23 protein-coding genes and 1 pseudogene are annotated in these 25,158 nt (G+C 42.1%); 23 read left to right on the top strand and 1 reads right to left on the bottom strand.

The genetic code is table 11. The annotated features are described in order from the left end of the window. Positions 1 to 142 precede the first annotated feature (142 nt). The 4 genes from KW93_RS01585 to galU all read left to right on the top strand — a co-directional run bounded on the left by KW93_RS01585 (position 143) and on the right by galU (position 4,098). On the top strand, positions 143 to 1,171 hold the full coding sequence (locus KW93_RS01585; RefSeq protein WP_033541200.1) for a threonine aldolase family protein: 1,029 nt from the start codon (positions 143 to 145) through the stop codon (positions 1,169 to 1,171). Between the two features lie 240 nt (positions 1,172 to 1,411). Next, on the top strand, positions 1,412 to 1,870 hold the full coding sequence (locus KW93_RS17245) for an SGNH hydrolase domain-containing protein (protein ID WP_033541199.1): 459 nt from the start codon (positions 1,412 to 1,414) through the stop codon (positions 1,868 to 1,870). A gap of 100 nt (positions 1,871 to 1,970) precedes the next feature. Beyond that, a complete protein-coding gene (locus tag KW93_RS01575) occupies positions 1,971 to 2,921 on the top strand; it encodes a ribose-phosphate diphosphokinase (protein ID WP_033541198.1) in 951 nt (316 codons plus the stop codon). A gap of 295 nt (positions 2,922 to 3,216) precedes the next feature. Beyond that, on the top strand, positions 3,217 to 4,098 hold the full coding sequence (galU, locus tag KW93_RS01570) for a UTP--glucose-1-phosphate uridylyltransferase GalU (protein WP_033541197.1): 882 nt from the start codon (positions 3,217 to 3,219) through the stop codon (positions 4,096 to 4,098). A 69-nt stretch (positions 4,099 to 4,167) separates the two neighbouring features. On the opposite strand, the gene KW93_RS01565 is transcribed toward galU, so the two are convergent. Further along, on the bottom strand, positions 4,168 to 6,033 hold the full coding sequence (locus tag KW93_RS01565; protein WP_052131413.1) for an LTA synthase family protein: 1,866 nt from the start codon (positions 6,031 to 6,033) through the stop codon (positions 4,168 to 4,170). 284 nt (positions 6,034 to 6,317) lie between these two features. Between KW93_RS01565 and KW93_RS01560 the strand changes: the two genes are divergently transcribed. From KW93_RS01560 to KW93_RS17050, 19 genes and pseudogenes are all read left to right on the top strand, one after another. Continuing rightward, a complete protein-coding gene (locus KW93_RS01560; protein WP_033541196.1) occupies positions 6,318 to 7,259 on the top strand; it encodes a glycosyltransferase family 2 protein in 942 nt (313 codons plus the stop codon). Next, positions 7,256 to 8,992, top strand: a complete 1,737-nt coding sequence (locus KW93_RS01555) for a DUF6020 family protein (RefSeq protein ID WP_052131412.1) — start codon at positions 7,256 to 7,258, stop codon at positions 8,990 to 8,992. The genes KW93_RS01560 and KW93_RS01555 overlap by 4 nt, the downstream gene beginning before the upstream one ends. Then, positions 8,985 to 9,323, top strand: coding sequence for a membrane protein (locus tag KW93_RS01550; protein WP_033541195.1), 339 nt, complete (start codon positions 8,985 to 8,987; stop codon positions 9,321 to 9,323). The genes KW93_RS01555 and KW93_RS01550 overlap by 8 nt, the downstream gene beginning before the upstream one ends. Further along, positions 9,310 to 9,654, top strand: coding sequence for an EamA family transporter (locus KW93_RS01545; RefSeq protein WP_235318336.1), 345 nt, complete (start codon positions 9,310 to 9,312; stop codon positions 9,652 to 9,654). Before KW93_RS01550 ends, KW93_RS01545 begins: the two co-directional genes overlap by 14 nt. A gap of 613 nt (positions 9,655 to 10,267) precedes the next feature. Continuing rightward, positions 10,268 to 10,687 (top strand): hypothetical protein, encoded by a 420-nt coding sequence (locus KW93_RS01535; RefSeq protein ID WP_152602403.1) that lies wholly within the window; start codon positions 10,268 to 10,270, stop codon positions 10,685 to 10,687. A gap of 70 nt (positions 10,688 to 10,757) precedes the next feature. Next, positions 10,758 to 10,907: a hypothetical protein gene (locus KW93_RS17355; protein WP_161787021.1), complete on the top strand. Its 150-nt coding sequence runs from the start codon at positions 10,758 to 10,760 to the stop codon at positions 10,905 to 10,907. A 501-nt stretch (positions 10,908 to 11,408) separates the two neighbouring features. Next, positions 11,409 to 11,834 carry a hypothetical protein gene (locus tag KW93_RS01530; RefSeq protein ID WP_033541192.1) on the top strand — a complete coding sequence of 142 codons (426 nt, stop codon included), beginning with the start codon at positions 11,409 to 11,411 and terminating at the stop codon, positions 11,832 to 11,834. A 70-nt stretch (positions 11,835 to 11,904) separates the two neighbouring features. Then, on the top strand, positions 11,905 to 12,690 hold the full coding sequence (locus KW93_RS01525) for a hypothetical protein (RefSeq protein ID WP_033541191.1): 786 nt from the start codon (positions 11,905 to 11,907) through the stop codon (positions 12,688 to 12,690). Positions 12,691 to 12,753: 63 nt separating this feature from the next. Next, the gene (locus KW93_RS01520; RefSeq protein ID WP_033541190.1) at positions 12,754 to 13,458 is read left to right on the top strand and encodes a hypothetical protein; all 705 of its coding nucleotides are present in this window, start codon (positions 12,754 to 12,756) and stop codon (positions 13,456 to 13,458) included. After that, positions 13,455 to 13,994: a signal peptidase I gene (gene lepB, locus KW93_RS01515; RefSeq protein WP_052131410.1), complete on the top strand. Its 540-nt coding sequence runs from the start codon at positions 13,455 to 13,457 to the stop codon at positions 13,992 to 13,994. Before KW93_RS01520 ends, lepB begins: the two co-directional genes overlap by 4 nt. A 613-nt stretch (positions 13,995 to 14,607) precedes the next feature. Further along, positions 14,608 to 15,927 carry a nucleotide sugar dehydrogenase gene (locus KW93_RS01510; protein WP_033541189.1) on the top strand — a complete coding sequence of 440 codons (1,320 nt, stop codon included), beginning with the start codon at positions 14,608 to 14,610 and terminating at the stop codon, positions 15,925 to 15,927. Between the two features lie 33 nt (positions 15,928 to 15,960). Next, a complete protein-coding gene (gene fcl / locus KW93_RS01505) occupies positions 15,961 to 16,926 on the top strand; it encodes a GDP-L-fucose synthase (protein ID WP_033541188.1) in 966 nt (321 codons plus the stop codon). Further along, positions 16,911 to 17,027: pseudogene (locus tag KW93_RS17960) on the top strand (GDP-mannose 4,6-dehydratase); the annotation flags it as partial. The gene fcl and the pseudogene KW93_RS17960, both read left to right, overlap by 16 nt. Before the next feature lie 499 nt (positions 17,028 to 17,526). Beyond that, positions 17,527 to 18,720: a glycosyltransferase family 2 protein gene (locus tag KW93_RS01495; protein WP_052131409.1), complete on the top strand. Its 1,194-nt coding sequence runs from the start codon at positions 17,527 to 17,529 to the stop codon at positions 18,718 to 18,720. A gap of 523 nt (positions 18,721 to 19,243) precedes the next feature. Continuing rightward, positions 19,244 to 20,629: a sugar phosphate nucleotidyltransferase gene (locus tag KW93_RS01490; RefSeq protein WP_033541186.1), complete on the top strand. Its 1,386-nt coding sequence runs from the start codon at positions 19,244 to 19,246 to the stop codon at positions 20,627 to 20,629. 65 nt (positions 20,630 to 20,694) lie between these two features. After that, on the top strand, positions 20,695 to 21,390 hold the full coding sequence (locus KW93_RS01485; protein ID WP_200883312.1) for a sugar transferase: 696 nt from the start codon (positions 20,695 to 20,697) through the stop codon (positions 21,388 to 21,390). A 168-nt stretch (positions 21,391 to 21,558) separates the two neighbouring features. Next, positions 21,559 to 22,857, top strand: a complete 1,299-nt coding sequence (locus KW93_RS01480) for a lipopolysaccharide biosynthesis protein (RefSeq protein WP_033541184.1) — start codon at positions 21,559 to 21,561, stop codon at positions 22,855 to 22,857. Positions 22,858 to 22,882: 25 nt separating this feature from the next. After that, complete coding sequence (locus tag KW93_RS01475; protein WP_052131408.1) at positions 22,883 to 24,727, top strand: hypothetical protein; 1,845 nt, start codon at positions 22,883 to 22,885, stop codon at positions 24,725 to 24,727. A 269-nt stretch (positions 24,728 to 24,996) separates the two neighbouring features. Continuing rightward, a partial coding sequence (locus KW93_RS17050; protein ID WP_200883311.1) for an S-layer homology domain-containing protein occupies positions 24,997 to 25,158 on the top strand: 162 nt, incomplete at its 3' end.

The raw sequence follows: 25,158 nt of genomic DNA, 5'->3' as shown, positions 1-25,158 counted from the left end.
TAGTCATAATTACACCTGTCACAGGGTCCATCAGGGGGCTGCTGGAAGAAAGACGGGAAAAGTAAAGTAATGGAAACAACGCCACTCTAAAACTTCCACAGATATAAATTCTGTTTTAAACTGGAGGAAGGAGGCGAACACCATGACAAAGAAAATGTTTGCAAGCGACAATAATTCGGGCATCCACCCGGCCATTTTGGAAGCGATCGTACAGGCGAATGACGGCCATGTTCCTGCATATGGAAATGACCAGTACACCGAGGCGGCCACCCGTAAATTTAAAGAACATTTAGGCAGAGACTGCGAAGTAGCATTTGTATTTAACGGAACCGGCGCCAATGTGACCGGATTAAAGGCGATGGTGCGCTCACACCAGGCGATCATCTGCACGGACGGAGCGCATATCCATGCTGATGAAGGCGGCGCGGCAGAAGGGTTCATCGGCGGCAAATTGCTGACTTCCCCGTCAGCGGACGGCAAACTGACTGTTCAAGGCATCCAGCGGCACCTGCACCACATCGGCAACCCGCAGCGGAGCCAGCCGAAAGCCGTTTCCATATCCCAGTGCACGGAACTCGGAACCGTCTATACAATTGACGAAATTAAGGATATAACTTCATTTGCCCATGCCAATGGACTTTATGTACATATGGACGGAGCGCGGCTCAGCAATGCGGCCGCTCACCTCGGCTGCAGCCTCCCAGAAATGACAGTCGATGCGGGAATCGACATGCTGGCGTTCGGCGGAACCAAGAATGGTCTCATGCTGGGTGAGGCGATCGTTTGCTTCAATAAAGAATTGGCTTCTGAAATCCAATTCATCCGAAAGCAGGGCATGCAGCTCGGATCCAAAATGCGCTTTCTCGCTGCCCAGTTCGAGCGCTTGTTAACTGACAGCCTGTGGCTCGAAAACGCCCGCCACGCCAATGAAATGGCGCAACTGCTGGCGGAAGACTTAACGAAGTTTCCGGAAATTTCGCTGACTCAGCCTGTCGAGTCAAACGCCATCTTCGTATCTCTGCCTAAGCCGCAGATCGAAAAGCTTCAGAAGAAGCATTCATTCGCGGTTTGGAATGAAGAAAAGAATGAAATCCGCCTCGTTACATCCTTTGACACAAGTAAAGAAGACGTCGAAGCTTTAATAGGAGATGTTGGGGATAGCTTCATTTGAATAAAACTGCATCGTCCTGAATGTTACGTTCAGGGCGATGCAGTTTTTCTAATTTTGAGAAAGACAACCATGCCGAAGGAGAAAACAGGGAAGTGGAGACCTGATTTTCCGAAAGTATATAAAGAAGAAAAGAGCGTGATAAACAAATCCGCTAAAGTGAACGACTACAGACAGGAAATGATGGAGTAGTAAGATTTTTAACTGCACCGAAGTCGCTAAGTACATCTGCCGAGAGGGTTTTTGGTTTTTATCGCTTTTCGCCTGCGAAAAGCATCCATTTTCGAAGCCTGGCACTATTTTGATGAACAGGATATTCCCTTATTTTTAGTGAGGGATACTCCCTGGTATACGAAGCACAATTTGACGTGCCTCGACAAGAACGCGAATGCACCGGAAGACTGCAAGGAGGCGCAGGACGTGATCATTAAAGATTCAAGTCTGATGTCTTACAGTGAATTTATTTCGGAAAGCGCCACTGCAATGGACGTGACTGATTACTTCTGCGACGGGGAATATTGTCATTACGTCATCGGAAATCTCATCACCCATTTCGATCCCATTCATTTGACGGCGACATTTTCACGGACCTTCGCACCCGTATTTGATGAGCCGATTCTCGAAGCTTTGCGAAAAAAATGGATGATGCGGCCATTCAGCTCCCTAAGCATTGGCTATTGCACGGGCAAAGAGTTATCATAAAATTAACAGCTGATGGGCGTTGGACTGTTAGTTCCCAGCTTAATCCGCCTGTCAGCCGGCAGCTTTTACATCCTGCATTTTATAAAAGGGGGGCGTACCATTGCCTTATCAGTTAAAAAAAAACTTCAAGCTTTTCACATTAAATTCGAATCCGGAACTGGCCCGTGAAATTGCGGACGTGCTTGGTGTCCAGCTGGGAAAAAGTTCAATAACCCGCTTCAGTGACGGGGAAGTCCAAATCAATATCGAAGAAAGTGTACGTGGGGCGGATGTCTATCTGATCCAGTCGACATCACAGCCTGGCAACGAGCATGTCATGGAATTGCTGATTATGATCGATGCGCTGAAGCGTGCATCTGCCAACACGATCAATGTCGTCATTCCGTATTACGGCTATGCGAGGCAGGACCGGAAAGCGGCTTCACGTGAACCGATCACTGCCAAACTCGTGGCCAACATGCTGGAAAAAGCAGGAGCTACCCACATCATCACAATGGATCTGCACGCACCCCAGCTTCAGGGATTCTTCAATATGCCGGTCGACCAGCTTCTCGGCGGCACGATATTGGAAAAGCATTTCGAGGAAAAAGCATTGGCAGATGCCATCGTTGTCGCACCGGATAACGGCGGATTGGGAAGAGCCCGTAAACTGGCCGACCACCTCGATGTTGCAATCGGCTTTATCGACAAACGTAAAATGCAGCCGGATGAGCCTGAAACGGTGAACATCGTCGGAGATATTAAAGGGAGGAACGTCATTATTATTGTCGACATCGTCGATACAGCGGCGACAATCGCTACTGCTGCCGATGTGCTGGTCGAAAACGGCGCGAAAGCTGTTTACGCCTGCTGCACACATGCTGTGCTGTCGGGCGATTCCGTTCAGCGTATCGAAGACTCAGCCCTGACGGAACTGATCGTCACGAATACGATCCATGTGCCGGAAGAGAAGCGCAGCCGGAAAATCACGATCCTGTCCGTTGCTCCACTGTTGGCCGAAGCGATTGAACACGTACACAACGAAAAACCGGTAAGTCCTTTGTTTGAATAAACCGCGACCCTGTGTCGCAAACCGTTTCGCCTATACAATTATCTTGCATAAAGAATCCGCGATTTCCAGAAGTGGAGAGGATTCTTTATGTATTTTTATATCCAGATATAAATAGTCATAATTCCACCTGTTACAGGGTCCAAATGGGAACTTCTTCCAGCACTCTCACAGATAAAATGGGTATTTGATGCGGGCAACTTATGGGTTATGGTACAGTTGAATGGTTAAGGACGGGTATTTTATAGTCTGCAAGTAAGAAACGCAGAAAAATCAGAGTAGGGGAGAGGTTGTTTTAATGCAAGTTAAAAAAGCGATTATTCCCGCTGCAGGCCTGGGAACACGTTTTTTGCCTGCCACTAAAGCCATGCCGAAGGAAATGCTGCCGATTGTGGATAAACCGACAATCCAGTACATAGTGGAAGAAGCCATTGCTTCGGGTATTGAAGACATCATCATTGTGACCGGTAAAGGAAAGCGGTCGATCGAAGATCATTTCGACCACGCTTTTGAACTTGAAGATACACTGCTGAAAAAAGGGAAAATGGACATGCTGGATTCAGTTATGGAGACCTCGAAAGTGGAAATCCACTATATTCGGCAGAAACAGCCTCTTGGATTGGGGCATGCGATTTGGTCTGCCCGCAAATTCATCGGCAATGAGCCTTTTGCAGTTCTGCTCGGTGATGATATTGTGGTGAACGATGAACCTTGTCTGGCTCAATTGATGAATCAGCATGAAATTACTGGAAAAAGCATTATCGGCGTTCAGCAGGTTGCGGATCAGGATACAGACCGCTACGGCATCATTGACCCGATTTCTGTCGACGGCAAATTGATGGAGGTCAATAAATTCGTGGAGAAGCCCCCAACCGGGACCGCTCCTTCAAATTATGCAATCATGGGCCGCTATATTCTGACTCCTGAAATTTTTGATATGCTGGGTGAACATCAAATTGGAGCAGGCGGTGAAATTCAGCTGACGGATGCCATTCAGAGACTGAATGAACAACAGTCTGTCTACGCCTATGAATTTGATGGAAAGCGTTTTGATGTAGGCGAGAAATACGGCTTTATTGAAACGACGATCGAGTTTGCCCTGGAACGTCCTGAGCTGAAAGACAGGCTGATGGAATTGTTTAGGGAAAAAATTCGAAACGAAGAACATGCAAACAATTGATAGACTGACAAAAACCCCTTGCACTCTGACTGTTGAAGCAGCCGGTTCAAGGGGTTTTTCTGTTTTTATTTACTTCTTTTCACCGAACAGTTTTTCCCGTGAATATTGGTCACCAAAAAGCAAGTCGTATTGAATCAACTCGTAGGGGCGTTTTACCGCTTCAATTTCATCGGGCGTAATTTTAAACAGGTTCCCTTCTGCATCCATTTTTATTGCGTTCGTGTAGCCCGGCATCTGTTTCTGGAAAGATTCAAGGACTTGGTGGTAGAGCGGCTTTTCGATTCCTGCGACATCATAGATTGCAGGAGCCAGGAATGAAGTGCTGATGGTCCCGAGATCCGGCACGTCGGCATCAAAATTATTCCAGATGACCAGAGGAGTGGTTTTCATTTTCAACTGATCTTCGAGTTCCCAGTTCGTTTCCCCGGCACCGTCCGGTACATAACCAGACTGTTTGAAAAAAGCATAATCATGGCCGAGTGCCGGCAGATGGTCGCCGAAAAAGACAACGACAGTCGGTTCATCGGATGCTTCATAATGATCGAGTAAATTCCTGAACGCCTCGTCCGCATCTGCAACGCCCTGGGCATAGGCGCGGGTCATCGGACCGAAAACCGGTGCCATTCCTTCAGGTATTTCAACTTCCACGGTGAACTCCGGATATTTATCCTCGTCATAGCCGGTATGATTCTGCATCGTTACGACATAGACGAAACTTGGCTCATCACTGGCTTCGATTTCTTCTATGATGGTTTCCGTCACCTGCTGGTCGGAAACGAACGGGCCTTTATAGACGGGTTCAACAAAGCCGTCTATATCGATGAATTTCTCAAAACCAAGATGCTGATAAACTTCTTCCCTGTTCCAAAACCATTTAGGGTAAGGGTGGATGGCCGTCGTCTGATACCCCAGGCTGTTCAGATAACCCGGCATTGCCGGGATTTCTTTTTTGATGTATTGCTGATACGGCACTGAACCCGGCGGCAGGAACATATTGGTGAAGCCGGTCAACACTTCGAACTCAACATTGCTGGTGCCGCCGCCGAAAGTAGGAGACAAAATTTGGCCAATTTGCAGCTCTCTTATATTCGGCATCGGGTCTTTGTTGAATTGCATTCCTTCTATCGAAGTGGGATCCCAGAATGATTCACTCATGATGACGATGATATTCGGCTGTACCTGATTCTCCGTGTCAGTGGATTGCTGTTCCGGCTCTGCCAGTTCATCGACGATTTCCATAATATTATTCTCACTGTAGCCTCTCGGCGGCAGGACGATGGCGCTTTGCATATTCAATAAAAACGTCAATAGGAAACCGTTCGTTTTGTAATTGCGGCTTTGATCGAATGTCATATTCGTGACGCCAGCCTCTTTCAGAGTGGCTTCCGCTTCAGGAATTGAGCGATAGAAGATGAAAATGCTTAAGTAAGCGGTGCCGAGGCCGACAAACAGGATGCGCACCCACGGATGGAGCCGGATCCACCTTTTCGGTTTCTTGATGATAAGAAAAGCGGAAATTGCCGAGACCACTATAATCATGGAGGCAAACACAAGAACTACCTGTGTCATATTGATGGATTCAGACAGGTTCGGCAATAAATTCAGTATATTATTGTAAAGCATCAAATCCCACGGATATAAAAATTCCCCGAGGAAACTGAATTTATAAAAGCTGAAGACCGCCAGGACAAGAACGAGTGCATTCGTGACAATAAAGCTGACAAAAAAGCGGTTGAAAATGCCCAGAAGCAAAATGAAGAGGCTGAAGACAATCATAAAATTGAAAAAGAAAGCCTCTTTATGGTCAACACGCCAAAGAGCACGTTCTTCATAACCTTCATTCAGATAAGCTTCAATGCCATTGATTAAAAAGTAGAAATAAACCATCGAAGCCAGCATGACCAGCACAGGTTTATAGCTCCATTTGAATTTCATCCGGATCACCTCAAAAATTCTCCCGTTTCGCAGGCTCTAGCCTTTTAGAAAGGAGCGATAAGGGTTATCCTAAAGTATAGGTCAAACGCTTCATGCATGCAAATCATGAAAATTGCCACCTTTAACTGTAGAAAAGAATTTTTTTAATACATGTGCCAGCATTTATTTGTCTCCAAAAGCCCTCAAAACCGATTCATAAATATTTGACAATACTATTTTATTAAAATTGTAAGGTATGTTATGATATCTTGGTTAATGTTTAAAATTTAAAGGAGAACATGTCTATGAAAATTGCAATTTTATTGCCTTGCTATAACGAAGAAATGACAATCGGCAAAGTGATTGATGACTTCAGAAGAGAACTTCCGGATTCCGATATATACGTCTATGACAATAACTCGAATGACAAAACCACTGAAGTTGCGCTCGCGCACGGAGCCATTGTCCGGCAGGAGCCCCGTCAAGGGAAAGGTAATGTGGTGCGTTCCATGTTCCGTGAAATTGATGCGGACGTTTATGTCATGGCAGATGGAGACGATACATACCCGGCTGAATTCGTCCACAACATCATCAAACCTGTAGTTGATGGAAAAGCCAATCTTGTCATAGGTGATCGGTTGTCGAACGGTACTTACTTCAATGAAAACAAGCGGAAATTCCATGGTTTTGGCAATACGCTTGTTAAAAATCTGATCAACAGCCTGTACAAGAGCGACATCACTGATATCATGACGGGCTACCGTGCATTTGACCGTTTGTTCGTCAAATCGTTCCCAGTGACGAGTCCTGGTTTTGAAATCGAAACCGAGATGAGTATCCACGCACTGGACAATAAATTCCTCATCAAAGAAGTGGCGATCGATTACCGCGACCGGCCTGAAGGAAGCGAATCGAAACTCAACACGATCCAGGACGGCATTAAAGTTCTGCGCATGATCTTCACATTATTCAAAGACTATAAACCGTTATTGTTCTTCAGCTACTGGGCGCTTCTGTTCTTCGTCCTGGGCCTGATTGCAGGTGTTCCTGTAATTATTGAATACGTTCAGACGGATTTCGTCACGCGCGTGCCTTCAGCCATTCTGGCAGTCGGACTGATGATGCTTTCGACACTGGCATTCGCCTGTGGCCTGATATTGGATACAGTTGCGGGTACACACCGGAAACAGTATGAACTCGAATTGATCAGGATCAATGCCCGAGTGAAAGGTGAGAAACTCCATTGAAAAAAACGTACCTGATGGGTGCTGCATATTTTGTTGCAGCACTTTTCCTTGCATTTACGGCTATTTTCTATTTTCAGCCAATCCGCAATGCACATCCCGTGCTCATAGGGGCCGTCACATTCATATTGTTCGGGCTTCTTCTATATATTCGGCCATTCCTGTCTTCCGTTAAAGAATGGCCGCGAGGCAAAAAAGTCAGCCTGGCAATTTTCCTGCCGCTTTTTTCGGTACTGGCAACCTTCAGCCTGCTTGGTGACCAGCAGTATTTGTCTGATAACAGCTTATTGACAGTAATCGCTGTTTATATCGGCATGTTTTTGACTGTCGCAGTCATTGCGCTGGGTGCCATCAAAGGGATTCTCAACATCCAGGTGCCGCAGGGCGAGCAGAAAGTGTCACCGCTTTATGTACTGCTGTTCAGTCTGCCGATGCTCATCGCGTCGTTATTGATGTTCATCGCATTTTATCCTGGGGCCATGACACCCGATTCATTGTCGCAATGGGAACAGGCCACCAACAAGAGCTTTTCCAACTGGCATCCGGTAATGTTCACGTGGCTGATCATTCTTCTCCGCCAGATTTGGGACAATCCAGGCGTAGTGGTGCTGTTTCAGGTAATTATGCTGGCGCTGACGATGGGATATTTAGGCTACTTGATGAAACGTTTCAAAGTAAGTTCATGGTTTATCTGGGCTGCGTTGATCGTGATGGCTCTTATTCCTGTTAATGCCATCGTATCAATCACCATCTGGAAAGATATTTTATACAGTACTTCGCTGCTGTTCTTTTCGCTGCTCCTGTTCCTGATCGTCAAAACAAAGGGACTCGAGATGAAAAAAGTTTCGTTCATTCTTTTATTTCTGCTGGGTTCGTTCGTTCTGGTCTTCTTCCGGCACAACGGATTTCCGGTATTCGTGATTTCCATAATCGCCGTTCTCATCATGTACCGCTTCACGTGGCGGCGATTGCTGCCGATGGCTTTAGGGATCATCATCATCCATCAGGTCATCACCGGTCCGGTCTACACGGCACTTGATGTTACTCCGTCCGATCCGCAGGAAGCACTCAGCATCCCGACTCAGCAGATCGCCAATATCGTCGTTAAAGGCGGAGAGATGACTGACGAGCAGAGGGACTATGTCGACCGGCTGATGCCCCTTGAAATGTGGCCGGAATTATACAATCCTACAAGTGTCGATCCGATTAAATTCTCCTGGGAAAACTACAACCGGGACGTAATCTATGATGATTTCCCGGGTTACTTCAAGCAATGGGCAAAGCTTGTCGCTCAAAACCCCGGTCTGGCAGTCGAAGCCTTTTTGGACCAGACTGCACTGGTCTGGCAGATGCGGCTCGAAGAAGGCTTTGTGAGCCGTTACGTCACCAACATTTATCATGGCAATAAATTCGGTCTGGTCAACACCGTCATTTCAGAAGATTTAACAGTCCAAATGCGGGCGTATCTGGAAGTTGATAATGAAGCCAAGGAATTTCTGTGGCGTCCGGCAGTTTATCTGTTCCTGACCACTCTTTTCATCTACACTGCTTATTTGCGGAATAACTGGCGTGTCTGGCTGATTCTGCTGCCAATCGCTTTGAATACTGCGTCGGTCATGGCGACGATGCCAGCCCAGGATTTCCGCTACTTATTCAGCACTTCGCTCTTTGTCTATGCAGCATTCCTGATCAGCCTGATCAACTTCTGGCCAAAAGGCAGCCTGGACAATGAATAAACCGGAAAAAACAGCCCCGCTCGGCATCATACTGATGATTGCGGCCGCTGCTTCCACAGCGACGGGCCAATTGTTCTGGAAACTATCCGATTCGATACTGGATCTGCCGATGCTTTTTGGCTTTGTGCTGTATGGTATGGGTGCAATCTTAATGACCACCGCTTTCCGGTTTGGCAAATTATCTGTGCTGCATCCACTGATGAGCCTCGGCTACGTCATCGCAATTTTTTATGGCGCAGCATTCCTGGATGAAGCCATCACAATCAATATTTCACTCGGCACATTGCTCATATTGCTCGGCGTCATTGTCATCGGGGGTGAGGGCGATTAACATCCTGCTGTTATTGCTGCTCGTCGTCATGACATGGATCGGGGCATTCGGCGGCTATTACCTGAAAAAAGCGTCCAGTTTCAACGTCAATCTGGAGCGCAAAGAATTTATGCTGAGACTTCTTTTCGGCGCTTTTCTTTACGGCGTCAGCGCCATTCTGAACATCGTCGCCCTGAAGTTTCTGCCGTACACCGTGGTATTTCCACTCACTTCAATCACTTATATCTGGACGATGCTCATTTCTTATTTCCTGCTGAAAGAACGGATCAGCGGCCGCAAAGTCATTGGCGTGCTGTTGATTGTCACCGGAGCTTTTGTGCTGGTGAGTTGAGTGGGATTTGGAATGTGACCCTCTGATACAAAACGTTTCGCTTATATACTTACAATGCATGAAGAATTCATATCTCCTTGTTTGGAGTAAATTCTTCATGCATTTTTATGTTCTGGAGCAAATAGTCGTAATTGAATCTGTTCTAAGGTCCAAATGGGAAAATGTTGATAAAAGAGCGAGGAAGGAACTTTCTCGGTCCAAAATCTTAAAAGTTTTTTTCGAAAAATCGTTATTTCAATTTATCAATTTGTACAGTTCTTCACAAACCACTGCAGCTAGAAGTATAAAGAGTACCAAGTGATCTTTCATCGTTTTATCCGTATCAATATCCTAAAAAATATAAGTAAAAATATATAAGAAAAATGAAAAAGAATCTGAATTATAAGAATATTTTAAAAGCACTTTACATATTTTAGCTCATGTTATAGGTTTATTGTAGTGTTAAAAGTTATACGAAAAGAAATTTAGTTTTCTTTCAGGTTCAAAAGTTTTATTCAAAAGTAGTTACTAGGATATTTTTTTCTCCAATTTATTTACTTTTGGATATTCAGTGTTGAAGTACTTAACTAAATGTATCGATGCAGTCGCGGATGGAGTGTAGAGAGCGGAAGGAATGGTTCAAATGACACCTGCTAGACAAATGGCATCACCTGTTGAGAAGGCAATCGGATTTATGGAAACTCAGGCAGAGAAACCAGTACCTTTTTGGGAGCTTAAAAACAAAAAGGCGATTGAGGTGGAAAAAAGCCCGGAAATGTCTATCGGCTGGTCTTTGGATCCTGCAATATCCATTGAAATCTTTCGTGATGAAGAAAAAGCCCTGAATGAGGCTGAGGTGATCCTTCTGCCGGAAGAGCTGCAGATTTTTACGCAAACCCTTATTCAGCACCCAATTTTACTCCCCATCAGTTTTTCGCAGAAGCTGTCAAAAATATGTGGAAAGTATCATCTCCGCCTGACCACCCAGGAGCCATTCGAAGATTTTACTGCACGCCTCGCTGATGCAGTCTGTGTGCTGGGGAAAAAGAAATAAAAGAATAATCTTTTTGGTGAGCAACTGTCAGCCTTGTGACTCTGGATTGTAAAAACCATTACTTAGGAGGATGAATGAGATGACTGCAATCGCGAAAGAAGAAAAAACAATGGAAGTGCTGACGAAGACTTATTTGCAGGTGTATCAGGAATACGTTAAGGGGTATAAACAATACAAGTTGGAGAAGGCTGCTTCTGAAGAGAAAAAGATTTTATCTTAATTTAAATTAATACGCGGCCCCGTGTCACATACAAATTCATTTATATCAACATAATGCATGAAGAATCCTCAATTCCAGAAATGGAGAGGATTCTTCGTGCATTTTTATTTTGCAGGATAAGAGAACCGTAAATTTGTCCTACACAGGTGGAGCAGGGGACTGTTGGAAATATTCTAAGCTGATCCAGCTTGCTTATGGGGGAACTGGAAAGGCAGAAATGGATTGGCTGTTAAAGAAGACTCGCTTTTAGAGTTAAATATTTTTCGCTCAGGCAGTATTAATTAATCTAAATTCGAAAAAATTTTAAAAGTTTTTTTAACCAAAATCCACTTATATCAAGGCTGAACCAATGTACCTAAAAAAAATTATAAAATATTCAGAAAAATTTAAAAATAGTGCTTGATTTACTTTTATTTTATTGTTAAGGTAATCATTGTAAGGAATAGGGGTAGATATTACCCATTTATTCTATAAAAAATAGTTATAAAGAGAGGTGAGTAGGTGAAAAGGTTCATTACTATAGCTTTAGTGACAGGAGCACTTCTTATTTCTGTAACTTCTTTCGCATCATCCGATGGTGGCCAGATTTTGAAGGGCTGGTATGACCGTGCATTTGGCTATGTGGTGGAAGAAGCAGTATCGGAATTCCTGACCGGAGTCATCGGACTGAATCGGACAATCAGCCAGGAAAAGAAAGAACAGATGGACGAAGCAGAAGATGAACTGGGAAAATTCTCTTTATTAAAAACTGAAAATTCAGTTACCGAAATGCAGAGATATCAACAACAATACATCGAGGTAGCCAACAAGACAGAAGAGAAACTTAAGAAACAGAATTTAACAGCTGAGAAAAATAAGGAAATCAGCAACCTTGAATCGGAACTCGAAGATGACGTTGAAGCCATTTTGAAGGAATTACTGCAATGATCGGTTTTAATGAAATTCCATATAAATTTCAATTAAGACAAAAAACTAAATCGAATGGGAGAAATGAGAAATGAAAATCAGACTGAACACTGTAAAAGGAAAAGTATTGGCAGGAGTAGCAGCAGTAACATTGGTATCAGGAGCGGGGTTTGCAGCAGCGAATATGGATGCAGGTGGGGCTTTAAAGAGCTGGTATGATAAACAGTTTACTTTTTCAAAAGCTGAAGTAGATGCAAGCACTTTATGGCATAGTGGATTGAAACTCTATGATTTTGCAAGTCATTCTACTGGTGAAACTAAGAATGCTGTTAATTCAATAAACTCTATCAAAAACAATGAAAAGGAAACTAAAGCAGAAAATATTAATGCAGCTAAACAAACGCATATTGATGCAGTGAACAATAGAAAAAATGAGATTATGGCTAACATGGAAGAACAATTTAATTTCATTGAAATGACTAATATTGATGCATTTAATCAGACAAGTGATAAAGCATATCGAGGTGCAGAAATTGCCTTAAGCGGACTTGCTGTAGGTACGGGTGAAAAGGCGTTTGTTTCTTTGCAACAAGAATTGAATACAGTTAAAGATAATGCAGTAAATGATCTAAAAAGCACTATTTCTTCTGCAAAAGATGAATTGAAGGCAGAACTAAAAAAACAGAAAGATGGTACTAAAGAAGAAATCAAAAAGGCAATTGACTCTAAAATTTTTGAACTTAAAAACGCTATCACTGCTAAAAAAGTAGAGTTGGTAGAAGCTCAGCAAAAATTACTTGTTGAAGAAGCAATTAGAATTGAAACTGCTGCAAAAGTGGAATTGGATGCTGCAGTAGTAGCTGGCTTCAAAAAATAACCACAAACTCAAAATCATTGGGGTCTCACTGCGAGGCCCTGATGTTTTGTCAGGAGGGGCGAAATGTTAAATAAAAAAGAAACGTACCGCAAAAAAAGGAACACAGTCGTTTTGAAACTGGCGATTGCCCTGATGTCCATGCTGCTGATCCTGGGCGGTACATTGACAGTTTCTTTTGCCAATGAAGATTTGAATGCAATGCTGACGAAATGGTTTGATGAAAAGCGAAATGACGCCATTGTAAATATAAAAAATGCTGTCTCCAACGAGAAAACGATGCAGAAAGAACGTTTGCGAGAAGAATTGCAAAAGGAAATGGCTGCTGCTGAAACTGAACTAAACAAAATAACCGAAACTGAAAAAGCGCTTCGCGTCCAGAATTTACGAGAATACACAGACAAGCTGATCAGCGAAATCAATATTGATAAGTCCGATGAAAAACAGCAGATGATAAGCCAGCTGAACGGCATCTACGCCGAAGCTGTAAATGCTCTGAACACTGCTAACGCTAACTGGAAGAGCGAAGCTACTCCTGTAAAACCAGGAAATCCAGATAAACCGGAAACACCAGGAAAACCGGAGACACCAGGAAAGCCGGAGAAGCCGGGTAAACCAGCTGATGTACCGCAGCCTCAGGTGGAAGCGCCAGCCGCACCTGAAACACCGGTCCAAGCACCTCCTGTCGAAGAAACGGCACCTCAAACAGAACGGCCGGCAGCTGCAGATAATAGTGGAACACCAGAAAATACGGCGGGTGATGAACAGTGAACGAAACAGCCATTATTAAACTGGAAGAAACAGCAGACTCCAAACCCAAAAGCGAAGCAGCCGGCTGGATCCGCTTCATCCTGCTTTTGATCGGTGTTTATGTGTTCTTCACTTATGTCATCGGTCTGTCGATTATTGAAGGTGATTCGATGAATCCGACACTGGAGACAAATGGTGTACTTCTTTCGCTGGATGTGTTTAATCAATATGAGGCGGGGGATATAGTCATTTTCCAAAATGACTACGGATTCTCGGTCGTAAAGCGCATCATCGGTGTACCGGGTGATACGGTCGCAATTGAAAACGGTAAACTATTGGTTAACGGCACAGCATTGGAAGAAGGTTACACCACCGGCATTCCGGATGATATGATTGCGGTTCAAGTCGAGGACAGTACTTATTTTATGCTGGGAGACAACCGGACGCCGGGTGAGAGCTTGGACAGCCGTAGCGCGGAAGTCGGTCTGGTCAGCGAAAGCGATTTAAAAGGGGAAGTCGTTTTGTCGCTGTTCCCACTCAAGTTCTCATTGCAATAAGATTCGTTGCAAGGCAGATGAGACATTCTGGAGACAACAAAGTCTGAATAATCAGATTTTATTGTTTCCTTTTTCATTGATGGGAGTTATGATAAGTATAAAAGGAGGAGGAGTACTAATGGAAGCAACTTTTGCGCTTATACCGATGCTGATTCTTTCATTGATTGCGCTTGTTGCCATCCTGGCCTATTTTTTCCTTCACCACTGGCCAAGCAGATAAAAAAGAAGTGACTATTCCAAAGCGGAACCTATCATCCTGCTGTGGAACGAATCATTGATTGAGGCTTGAAATCATATGATTTTGAGCTTTTTTGTTAAGCTTTAATCAGGTTTCTAGTATTTAACTATTCCGTAAAATTAAAATATAGATACAAAAATAAAGATTGAAAAATTGATCTATCGACGAAAGCCAGGAAGGCCGAAGTTATAGTACAAAGAGAAGTGGCGGTGAGTAGAAAATGAGTAAGTGGGGGTTAAGTTTAACTTGAATTTGACCTGCAGCTTTTATAGTTGAATTACAATGAATGTAAATTTTTGCAAAAAGACGTAAGGATTAGGCGGTAAATGAAAAGTGGCAATCAATTTTCTATACTGCTGAATATGGGGGGATTTTATGAAGCTGGTGGATGAGATCAAAACGGGAAAAGAATCCATTTCTGTTATTGGTCTGGGGTACGTAGGTATGCCCTTGGCGGTGGCCTTCTCAGATAGCGTCCGTGTTATCGGCTTCGATATGGATGAGGCAAAAATTGCGCTGTACAAATCTGGTGTTGATCCGACAAACGAAGTGGGGGACGAAGAGATTAAACGAACATCTATTCTGTTTACTTCTGAAGAGTGTGAGCTAAGGAATTCAAAGTTTCATATTGTGGCAGTGCCAACACCGATAAATCAGGATAAGAGCCCAAACTTGAAACCGGTTGTCAGTGCCAGTGAAATTATTGGCAGAAATTTAACGGAAGGTTCGATAGTTGTTTATGAATCAACGGTTTATCCAGGAGTGACGGAAGAGATTTGCATTCCGATTCTGGAACGGCTGTCAGGACTTAAATGCGGTATAGATTTCAAAGTGGGATACTCACCAGAGCGGATCAATCCAGGAGACAAAGTAAATAAATTGGAAAATATCATCAAAATAGTTTCGGGAATGGATAAAGAGAGCCTGGCAGTGATTTCAGAAATGTATGAGCTGGTAGTAAAGGCCGGGGTATATCAAGCTCCTTCTATAAAAGTGGCAGAAGCGGCAAAAGTAGTAGAAAACAGCCAACGCGATATCAATATCGCATTTATGAACGAGCTAGCAATGGTTTTTGATAAGATGGGCATCAATACAACCGAAGTAATCAAGGCGATGAATACAAAATGGAATTCCCTTGGTTTCTATCCCGGTCTTGTTGGCGGACATTGTATCGGAGTGGATCCTTATTATTTCATTTATGAAGCCGAGAAATTAGGGTATCATTCACAAATTATCCTGGCAGGACGAAAAATCAACGATTCAATGGGAGCGTTTGTAGGTGAAGCGACCATAAAAAAATTAGTGCTTGCCAATAAACAAGTGAAGCAATCCCGGGTGGCGATATTCGGCATTACATTTAAAGAGAATTGTCCGGATATACGAAATTCAAAAGTATTTGATATCATCGATAAACTCGCTGAATATGGCATAACTCCATACATTGTCGATCCGTATGCAGATCCTCTTTTGGCAAAGGAAAAATACGGTATTGAACTTATTAAGATAGAAGAAGTAGGAGAAATTGATTGTATAATTTTGGCTGTAGCACATAAAGAATTCATTAACTTGGCTGTTGAGGATTATCGGGCAATATTAGATGTAAACGATACAAATGAAAAAGTATTGATTGATGTAAAAAGTGTATTGGATCCTGCTGAAGCTGCAGCATACGGAATCCACTATTGGTCCCTGTAAGCAATTATTAACTTTTAGAAAAGAGGTGCAGGTGTGAAATTGGATGGGAAAATCTATATAGCAGGCCATCGTGGCTTAGTTGGATCTGCCATTAAGCGGAAATTGGAAAAGGATGAATATACAAATCTGGTGTACCGCACAAGCAAGGAAATGGATTTGACGCAGCGCTCGCAAGTGGATGATTTTTTTTCAGTTGAAAAGCCGGACTATGTATTTTTGGCTGCTGCGAAAGTAGGTGGAATCGCTGCCAATCGCGATTATCCTGCTGATTTTATCCGTGATAATTTATTGATACAGACCAACATCATTGATGCTGCTTATCAACATGACGTCAAAAAGTTGTTGTTTCTTGGGAGCACTTGTATATATCCAAAACTCACGCCGCAGCCAATGAAAGAAGATGCGCTGCTTACGGGTAAGCTGGAACCGACCAATGAAGCGTATGCAATTGCGAAAATCGCAGGGATAAAAATGTGTGAATCGTATAACCGGCAATATGGAACTGATTTCATTTCAATTATGCCGACCAATCTATATGGCCCAAATGATAATTTTGATCTTCAAAGTTCGCATGTGCTGCCGGCATTGATCAGAAAGTTTCATGAAGCGAAGATGAATGGTGCAACAGCTGTGGAAGTCTGGGGGACGGGAAAGCCGACTCGCGAATTTTTATATTCCGATGATTTGGCGGATGCAGCCGTGTTTCTAATGAATACGTATAGTGGAGAAGATTTCATAAATGTTGGGGTCGGTAAAGAAATTTCTATTGAAGGGCTGGCGGAAAAAGTGAAAGCGGCAGTTGGTTATCAAGGGGATATCGTGTTCGATCCGACCAAACCGGATGGAGCTCCGAGAAAATTGGTTGATGTCACAAAGTTGAACAATCTCGGATGGCAGCCGTCCGTATCGCTTTCGGAAGGGCTACGCTTGGCCTACAAATGGTTTCTAGCTCATGAAGCAGAAAATGAACCAAGGGCGGATGAGTGGATAAAGCACTAATTACAGATGTTACTGGGCAGGATGGCTTGTTTTTAATGGAGTTCCTCTTGGAGAAAAATTATGATATGCATGGCAATATCCGGAGAAGATCTACATACAACCAAGAATTATATTCTGATCAAACATAAATTGGCGCGGCGGGGAAAAAATTGTGACAAGCAAAATAACTTTAGGAGCAGTTTGCACTACCCAAAGGAAACAGGAGAAATTACTGTTGCGGAATATAAAATCACTTCGGAATCGGGATATGCCAATGGTTTTATGGAATGCTTGTGACTCATGCTGCCGCATATCGAACGGGTGGATTTTATGATTGGCGGTGGTCAACTGCACTCGATGCGCAATTACATCAAACTTGCATTTCGAGCGTTCAGTATTGAACTAGATGGGACTGAAAATTATTTACAGTAACAAAAGGGCCGCGAGAAGACCGAAGAAGGTAAAACTCTGATTGAAAGGAACCATCCCGCACGTCCCTTCATGAACTGTGAAAAGTATTGTGCAAGTGGATTTGCAGAAGGCAAGCAAAGAAGTCGCCACGAAAATCATGTTTGATTTATTTTCGGCGCTTCTAATGGACGACAGAAGGGAAGTGCAGCCGTGAATGAAACAATTGACATTACTTTAGTTGCTATTGCTTATAACCGTCCAGATTCTTTATCCAGATTATTAGCTTCGCTGAACAAAGCTTGGTATCCCGAGCGAAATGTCAAACTTATAATAAGCATAGATCATGGTGGTCCTTCTCGCGTAATAGATGTCGCTGAAAATTTTGAATGGAAATTCGGGACCAAGCAAGTGATAGTCCATGAGCAGAATTTAGGTTTACGAAAACATATTCTTCAATGTGGGGACCTAACAAAAATCTATGAAAACATCATTGTGCTGGAAGATGATATATTCGTATCTAAACTCTTCTATAAGTATGCTCTTAGCGCGTTGGCGTTTTATGATGGTGCCGAACGAATTTCCGGAATTTCCCTTTATTCTCATAAATTCAATGAAACCGCTAAACTGCCTTTCACTCCGCTAAAAGAAGAGCAGGATGTTTACTTCTTACAGATTGCGGCATCTTCAGGTCAAGTTTGGACTGCACGCACGTGGAAAGATTTTAAAAAATGGTATGACGAAGGTACAAAAGATGAAAACTGGCATAAGATGCCTGATAATATCGCTGGATGGCCAGAAACATCCTGGAAAAAATATTATACAAAATTTCTGATGGAGAAAAATAAATTCTTTGTTTATCCTTATGAATCCCTGACGACAAATTTTGGCGACATTGGACAACATTTCTGGAAAACGAATTCCTCGGCGCAGGTGCCCCTCAATCGTAATCAGAAACAATTCAATTTCTGTGCAATGGAAAATTCAACTGCTGTCTATGACGTATTTTGTGAAAACCGTGAATTGGCTTCCTATATATCATCTTATGCAGGGGACTCCTGTACTGTAGATTTATATGGTACAAAGAAAGATGTAGAAAGCAATCGTTTCTTATTGACAGTGAAACCATATCCATATATGGAAGTAAAAAAATTTGCATTAGCTTTAAAACCGATGGAAGAAAATATTTTCCATGAGATTGCCGGTGAACAGATCTTTCTTTATGACACTTATCGGCCATTTGATGTAAAACCGCAAAGTAAAGATTTTATCCATAGGCAATATGAATACTATTATCCGGGGCTAGATATTCGTAAAGCGTTTAAATTATTGTTCAACCGTTTTACATTCTCGGTTTTATATCAATTTGTAAAAGCGAAAGCAGTGAAAACATTTCGCCTCAAATAAATTGTATTAAAATAGGAAAGACCAAACTTTACTTAATGACGTTGTCGTCCAATTTTTTGGTTCTAAATGGAGCGCAGCAATTATTTTGGCAGAAAAGCAATAAAAATTATTTTTTTTATTTTATGATTATTAATTTTGCCCCATTAATCTATGGAATATTTACAATTTATGAAATTTTTTATTCTCCTTATTTGCTGTAGTACTAACGCAGAATAGGAGTTTTTGAAGAAAACCATAACGAAGAAAAAGACGGTGTCTTTAGGAAAGGTTCAGTCATTCGAGGGAAAACCTTTATATAGAACAAGAAAAGGCTAGGAGCTCCTAGCCTTTTTTCTATTGCAAAAAAATGAATAATATAAAATTATCAGAAATTTAGAATTATTTAGAAAAATGGATTGTGCTGATGGGTATTTGTAAGTATAATGGCGATAAAGCTTTTTATTTTTTATAATTTACTGATTCTAAAGTCATGTGTAAAATAGTTTTTTAGTAAAAAAACAACTTAATTAAGGGAGGCTACGATATGAAATTGGTGTTGTTATCTGGAGGATCCGGAAAAAGACTGTGGCCGCTTTCCAGCGATGCAAGATCTAAACAGTTTCTGAAGGTTTTGGATGACATAGATGGGAATAAGGTTTCAATGGTTCAACGGGTGTGGGGTCAATTGGAAGACTCGGGATTGTCTGATGAAACTATAATCGCCACAAGCGCATCCCAGGTGGACATGATCAATATGCAGCTCGGTCCTGACGTGCACATTGTCACAGAACCTGAAAGACGCGATACTTTTCCGGCCATTGCCTTGGCCGCAGCATACATGCATTCTGTGCAAAAGTGTGGATTGGATGAAATCATTACGGTGTTGCCGGTAGACCCTTTTGTCGATAACGAGTTTTTCAGCTGCATCAAAAATATGGAAAAAGTGCTTTTGGAATCAGATGCCCAGTTGGCATTGATCGGTGTCGCCCCTACCTATCCATCGGAGAAGTATGGATATATCATCCCGAAGACTGGGGCTGAATTGTCGCATGTAGAAGTTGATTGTTTTAGGGAAAAGCCTTCTGAACTGCAAGCGGAACAACTGATTAAAGAAGGTGCATTATGGAATTGCGGGGTTTTCGCATTCAAATTGAGTTTCTTGATCGATAAACTGATTGAACGAAATTTGCCGACAGATTATGAAGGGTTGCTGCAGAATTATAGCCTATTGCCAAAAAACAGCTTTGACTATGAAGTTGTAGAAAAAACTGAACGAATCATTGCGCTTCCTTATGCAGGCTACTGGAAAGATCTAGGTACCTGGAATACATTGACCGAAGAAATGGGAGGATATATAACCGGCAAAGGAATTATCGGATTTGATATTCAGAACTCTCATATTGTAAACGAATTGAATATTCCCGTTACTCTGCTGGGCCTGGATAATGTGGTCGTCGCTGCAAGTCCGGACGGTATATTGGTGACCCACAAAGAAACCAGCACGAAAGTGAAGGAATATGTCGATCGGCTGGAAGGGCGGCCGATGTATGAAGAGCGGCGCTGGGGTTGGTACCGGGTACTGGAATATACACGATATCCGGAGGGCAATGAAGTGCTGATTAAACGTCTTGGGGTGGCAGCCGGAAAAAACCTCAGCTACCAGGTACATTACAAACGCAGTGAAGTTTGGACCATTGTAAAGGGAGAAGGAGTATTCGTCCTCAATGACCAGTTGCGACATGTTCGAACAGGAGACGTTTTGCATATACCGCTGGGGGCTAAGCATGCACTTAGAGCCACTACGAATATAGAATTTATCGAGGTACAGTCAGGCAGTATGCTTGTTGAAGACGATATTTTCCGCACCTCTCAGGATTGGGACGAGATTGAGATGATTTGCAAAGGGTACAAAAGAGCCAGTCTAGGATAATTCATTTTTTGTTGACAGCACCAGAACTGAAATTCAAATAGAAATGGATGGAAGAAGGGATATATATGGCCATTACTGAACCGCAGGAAAACAGTGGATTCATTGTCACTGAAATCGAAAAAACTGCTTTGGATACTACCCACATAAATGAAGATTACCTCTATCTAAAGACAAAGCGGATGATTGATGTTATTGGAGCTAGCATTGGGCTTATCCTGCTTCTTCCTATTTTTTTCCTGGTATTCGTCTTCATTAAAATTGAAGATGGCAATCAGCCTGTTCTTTTCAGACAAAAAAGAGTCGGGATAAATGGCAAACAATTTTACATGTATAAATTCCGCTCAATGGTTTGTAATGCGGAAGAACTAAAACTTCAATTACTGAAGCAAAATGAAGCGAATGGTCCAGTGTTCAAAATTAAGCTGGATCCCAGGGTAACTCGAGTGGGCAAGTTTATCCGCAAAACGAGCATTGATGAATTACCTCAACTTTATAATATTCTCAAAGGGGAAATGAGCTTGGTGGGTCCGCGCCCTCCTCTTCCTGAAGAAGTCGAACATTATAGCTCTTATGAATGGCGGAGACTCGGTGTAGTACCTGGATTAACATGCTATTGGCAAGTGGGGGGAAGGAGCGATATACGGTTTGAGAAATGGATGGAGCTGGATCTGAAATATATAAAAGAACGTAATATGTGGGTTGATTTAAAGCTGATTTTTAAAACTGTCCTTTTAATGTTCGGATGCAAGGGTGCTTATTAGAAAAATTATAAAACAGTGCCTTTTTCTCTATTTCATAAGCTTAAGGGGGAACGGCTTGTCCATCATTTCAGCTATACAATAAAAATAGAGCTAATTGACAACTAATTAAGAAGAGAATCAAGGAGCCTCACTGCATATGGAGGATGGAGGCCAGGGGGTCAATGAGGGATGAAGAGCCAAGTAGAAAAAATAAGCAACAGGGCATTTGTTCGTAATGTACTTGTTGTAGCTTCTGGAACCGCCATTGCACAGGTTATTTATATGATATTTTCACCTTTCATTACCAGGCTATATGGTCCGGCAGTTTATGGACAGATGGGGGCTTTCATGGCCGTAGTGACAATTATCGGTCCAGTAGCTGCATTGACATACCCCTTAGCTATTGTCCTTCCGAAGGGAAATAAAGAAGTGCGCGGATTGATTCATCTGTCTTTTTTGATTTCAGTCGGAAGTGCGGTCTCCTTGGCTGTAATCTTATTTTTTTTCTATGATAAGATTATCAGCTTGTTTAACCTGACACATCTAACGGATTTTCTGTTCCTTTTGCCATTTGTCGTCCTATTCTCGGGATCCTTGCAAATAGCTGAAAGTTGGCTAATCAGGACAAAGCAATTCAAAGTGACTGCAAAAGTTGCAGTTATGCAAGCATTAATTGTGCAAGGGAGTATGGTTCTGATTGGATTTTTATACCCTCGCGCTTCTGTTTTAATTATTATATCGGCTTTAGCAATCGGTTTAAAAGCGGCTATGATGATTGGATTTTCAAACAAACGCCTTTTCAACTTAGCGCAGATAAGAAACGAAAGTTTTACAGAACTTAAATTGATAGCCGCTAAACATAAAGATTTTCCAATTTTTCGTGCTCCTGAAGTATTATTGGATGCAGTAACGCTGGCAGTGCCTGTCCTTCTGCTCGCCAATTTTTTTGGGCCTGCCTCTGCCGGCTTCTACGCCATCGGTTACACCGTGCTTTCGCTGCCGGCACAGTTGATAGGGAAGTCGGTAGGAGATGTGTTTTATCCGAGAATATCAGATGCGAAAAATAACGGAGAAAATATGACTGGATTAATTAAAGAAGCAACGTTGTACTTAGGTATAATTGGTATTTTGCCATACTTAATTATAATTGCATTCGGCCCATGGCTTTTCAGTTTTGTTTTTGGTGCAGAATGGTGGACTGCAGGAGAATATGCAAGGTGGATGGCTATATGGACATATTTCAGATTTCTGAACAAAGCAAGTGAAACAGCATTACCTGCTTTGTCTGCCCAAGGTTTCCTTTTGGCGGCTACGGCAATTTCTTTGGTAGTCAAAATTGTTGCCTTTGTAATCGGTCTGTATGTTTTTTCCAGCGCGCTTGCAGCACTTGCAATAGCCGCAATAGCGGAAGCTATTGCAGAAATTATATTCCTCTTGATCACTCTGCATATCAGCAAAAAAAATGATCAGGCATATCAAGTGAAGTAATATTATGATTAGTAGGGAGCTGCTTATGAGCGATTTCATTTATTCCAAAAATAAAATGCCAAAAGGTAAGTTGACTAAAGATCTACAGTCAATTTATCAACTGGATCATCCTGATATCCAAGAATACCATGGGAGATGGGGATCGTTGGGGGTGAGCAAAAACCTTTATAACGGATTCCAAATCTTTGAAGATGATACTCATATTTGTGCAGTGGCAGGGGGGCCTGTACTTTGTTTTCGAGATAATCTTTTTTTGACTAAGGGGCCAGACGACGCAGGAACAAAAGCAGTCCTTCAAAGGTGGTTGGAGAAAAAAATAAATTGGGATGAAGATTTAAATGGTCCGTTTGCAATCCTGATCATCAATAAGCGGACAGCAGTCATAACATGTGTAACAGATTTAATGTCATTCATACCGGTTTTTGCATATCAGCATTCAAAAGAGCTCATGATCTCGACACATGTGGATGTATTAGGAATCGTGAGCAACCAGCAAAACGCCACTGATGTTGTAGCAAAAGTGGACTTCATCTTACACGGTATTATTACGTATCCCTACACTGCATATCAAAAAATTTACCAACTCCAACCTGCAACGGTGCATTTTACACGGAACGATTCCGGACACTTATCTTCCAAGTCATACTGGACTCCAGTCGAAACCCTTACATACACATCCATAAAAGGGGCAGCAAGTGACCTGCGGGTATCAATGGAAGATTACGTTTCGAGAATTACAGAAGGGATGCCTGTAGTAGGACAATTCATAAGCGGCGGTGAAGATTCACGGGCAATTTCAGGGTTATTGTCGAAAGATTTAAAACGGGATGCGTTTATCTTTTTGAATTCGATTAATCGTGAAGGAAGAAGAGCTGAAAAAGCTGCTAAAGCATATGGCGCCAATTTCAAATTGTCTACCCGAAGCAATTCGTATTATATGGATATACTTCCTTCGAGCGCTGATTTAGTTGGAACTGGAGCAGAGTATGTACATGCACACACTTTGAAACTCTATAAAGGCTGTAGATTAAATGATTATTCAGCTGTATTTGGCGGCCTCTATTCCGATGATATATTAAAAGGGGATTGCATTGTAAAAATTTTAGAGAAATCCCGACTCCCTTTCATACCGCAAGTTAAGAGCAGGTATCATTCGAGAGGGAATAAAATTACCATAAGCTTATTCAAAAAAGAAGTTTTAGAAGAATTGACTCGCAGACGGACAGTTCATTTGAATTTAATTAAGAATTTCCGGGAATATTCCGCTGATGAATGGTTTGAATTATGGCCAAGTTCGATGAACTTTAGTTTGGCAACTGTTCATGCAAACCGGCGTCTTTTTAGAAGCTATGAACCATTCATGAGTAATGGTGTAGTGAAAGTGAGCGCTGCTGTACCGCAAAGATGGCGGCTTAATCGCCGGCTTTTCCTTGAAACTACAAAACCATATTTGAAACGGACAAAATGGTTGTTTCATTCCGACGGGCGTTTGCCTTACTTTCCTTGGTATATCAATAGTTTTATCCAACTAGGTGTATGGAGCATTCAGCAAGCCAACACGAGGTTAGGTTTAGTAAAAGGATTTCAAGGTCCTTGGGGTGAATGGAAAGTGATAATGGAGAGCCGGGAGTTTCAGGAATATGTAGATCGATTTGCTAACGGCATTAAATTGATGGCAGATACAATGGTAGAAAAAAATGTTCATACTATATTCAAAAGTAAAGAATTGACAATTTCGCAGAGAGTTAATTTTCTTCAAATTTTGTATATTAACCAAAAGGAGTCGAAAGCTGGGAAAGGCACAGTACAAAGAGAGAGTGGGAGTAGTAGTATTGACAGGTTTTCTTTAAACAATAATAAGAGTATTTAATATACAAAAGACTCGAAATCAAATGATTTCGAGCTTTTTATGTTTTATTGGTATCAGATTCTTAAAGCTCAGCCATACCCCCAACCAGTTATTTCTGATTTTTACACACCAGATCCTTTGAAATTAATAAATAATTATTTCATTTAAAGTGATCATTATTGATGACGAGTTGCAAAGAACATTTTTAAGAAAATTTAAAATTTTATATGTAATAATATTATGACAATGATAAGATAAATAGAGAAGGAAAATAATGGAGGAGTGAAGTGATGAAAAAGTTAACGGGGCTTTTGGTTCTACTGTTGTCATTCGTACTGGTGCTGCCTGTTTCCGCTGCCACTGATGTGCCTAACACCCATGAATTTGCTGAAGAAATCAATTATATGATTAAAAAAGATGTAATCCGGGGTTATTCCGATGGGACAGTTCGA

Origin of the sequence: Planococcus sp. CAU13 (assembly GCF_000775575.1) — a bacterium.
Classification (GTDB): domain Bacteria; phylum Bacillota; class Bacilli; order Bacillales_A; family Planococcaceae; genus Planococcus.
Note: the sequence above shows the minus strand (reverse complement) of the source record. Positions and strands in the feature narration are given on the sequence as shown.

Coding starts and splice junctions, on each gene's coding strand:
- KW93_RS01585 (WP_033541200.1), top strand. CDS start 143: ATGACAAAGAAAATGTTTGCAAGCGACAATAATTCGGGCATCCACCCG.
- galU (WP_033541197.1), top strand. CDS start 3,217: ATGCAAGTTAAAAAAGCGATTATTCCCGCTGCAGGCCTGGGAACACGT.
- KW93_RS01565 (WP_052131413.1), bottom strand. CDS start 6,033: ATGAAATTCAAATGGAGCTATAAACCTGTGCTGGTCATGCTGGCTTCG.
- KW93_RS01560 (WP_033541196.1), top strand. CDS start 6,318: ATGAAAATTGCAATTTTATTGCCTTGCTATAACGAAGAAATGACAATC.
- KW93_RS01550 (WP_033541195.1), top strand. CDS start 8,985: ATGAATAAACCGGAAAAAACAGCCCCGCTCGGCATCATACTGATGATT.
- KW93_RS01535 (WP_152602403.1), top strand. CDS start 10,268: ATGGTTCAAATGACACCTGCTAGACAAATGGCATCACCTGTTGAGAAG.
- KW93_RS17355 (WP_161787021.1), top strand. CDS start 10,758: ATGAATGAGATGACTGCAATCGCGAAAGAAGAAAAAACAATGGAAGTG.
- KW93_RS01525 (WP_033541191.1), top strand. CDS start 11,905: ATGAAAATCAGACTGAACACTGTAAAAGGAAAAGTATTGGCAGGAGTA.
- KW93_RS01520 (WP_033541190.1), top strand. CDS start 12,754: ATGTTAAATAAAAAAGAAACGTACCGCAAAAAAAGGAACACAGTCGTT.
- KW93_RS01510 (WP_033541189.1), top strand. CDS start 14,608: ATGAAGCTGGTGGATGAGATCAAAACGGGAAAAGAATCCATTTCTGTT.
- KW93_RS01490 (WP_033541186.1), top strand. CDS start 19,244: ATGAAATTGGTGTTGTTATCTGGAGGATCCGGAAAAAGACTGTGGCCG.
- KW93_RS01485 (WP_200883312.1), top strand. CDS start 20,695: ATGGCCATTACTGAACCGCAGGAAAACAGTGGATTCATTGTCACTGAA.
- KW93_RS01480 (WP_033541184.1), top strand. CDS start 21,559: ATGAAGAGCCAAGTAGAAAAAATAAGCAACAGGGCATTTGTTCGTAAT.
- KW93_RS01475 (WP_052131408.1), top strand. CDS start 22,883: ATGAGCGATTTCATTTATTCCAAAAATAAAATGCCAAAAGGTAAGTTG.